We start from the raw sequence: 1,188 nt of genomic DNA, 5'->3' as shown, positions 1-1,188 counted from the left end.
ATCCGACCTTGTATATCGGAACACCCGTATCATAGCAACAAACCGCCCGCCGCCGCCCGCATCCGACCAAGGCAAACAACCGTTGCGTAGCTCAGGGAGCGGTCGGGCAACCCATCGACACAACCGGACAGTTGCCAGACAACACAACCGAATGCAAGGCAGGTTTATGATGAGTACCCAACACAATTACGCAGGCATCGACATCGCCAAACGAAACTTCGTTATTGCCGTTTCGTCTTTGTCTAAAACCAAAACCGAAACCAAGAACCCCAAAGGGATCGCCCATACCGTCGAATACCTTAAAAAACACAAGGTCGCCCTCGTCGTCATGGAAAGCACCGGCGGTCTCGAAGTCCCCGCCGCCAAAGCCATCCACCGTGCAGGCATAGCTGTGATTATCGCCAACCCTCGTCAGACGCATCAGTTTGCCCAATCACAGTCGCTGACCAAAACCGATGCCAAAGATGCCAAAATGCTCGCCTTCTTCGCACAGATGACGGCACAGAAAGAAGGTTGGCAAACCATGCTCTACCAGCCGCCCACCGAAGCGGAAGAAGTGTTGGAAGCATTGGTTAACCGCCGCAACCAACTGGTGGATATGCGGACTGCCGAGAAAAACCGTCTGCATCAGGTTCACGAAACGCAAGTCGAAAGCGTCAAACAACTGATTGCCCATTTTGACCGGCTGATTGACGAATTGGACAAACAAATCGACGACCACACCCACACGCATTTTGACGGCAAAACCAAAGTGGCGGAACAAATCAAAGGCATCGGTTCGATAACGACGGCTACGCTGATGGCGATGTTGCCCGAATTGGGACGGCTGTCGCACAAACGGATAGCGAGTTTGGTCGGTATTGCCCCACACCCGAGGGAGAGCGGGGAAACCAAATTCAAAAGCCGCTGCTTCGGCGGAAGGTCTGCGGTGCGTAAGGCGCTGTATATGGCTACCATGGTAGCGACACGTTTTGAACCGCTTATTCGGGATTTCTATCAGCGCCTGCTGTCCAAGGGTAAGCCGTATAAGGTTGCCGTTACGGCATGTATGCGCAAACTGCTGACGATATTGAATGCCCGGATGCGTGATTACTTTGTCAAAAACGATACCACCGAAAATGGTATCCAAACGGCTTGATTTGAGTTTTGGTATTTTTGCCCGACGGGGTGAAAAATACAGTTGCTACG

1 protein-coding gene is annotated in these 1,188 nt (G+C 52.3%); it reads left to right on the top strand.

Going from position 1 to position 1,188, the window contains the following annotated elements:
• Window positions 1-151: 151 nt before the first annotated feature.
• A complete protein-coding gene (locus OP500_RS11180) occupies window positions 152-1,138 on the top strand; it encodes an IS110 family transposase (RefSeq protein ID WP_443135152.1) in 987 nt (328 codons plus the stop codon).
• The last annotated feature ends 50 nt before the right edge of the window (window positions 1,139-1,188 follow it).

This window comes from Kingella sp. SNUBH-2017 (assembly GCF_028680565.1).
GTDB lineage: Bacteria > Pseudomonadota > Gammaproteobacteria > Burkholderiales > Neisseriaceae > Kingella_D > Kingella_D pumchi.
This window is presented reverse-complemented; position numbering and strand designations above follow the sequence as displayed.

Bases quoted from the DNA above. Each gene is read 5' to 3' on its own strand.
- OP500_RS11180 (WP_443135152.1), top strand. From the start codon at position 152: ATGCAAGGCAGGTTTATGATGAGTACCCAACACAATTACGCAGGCATC.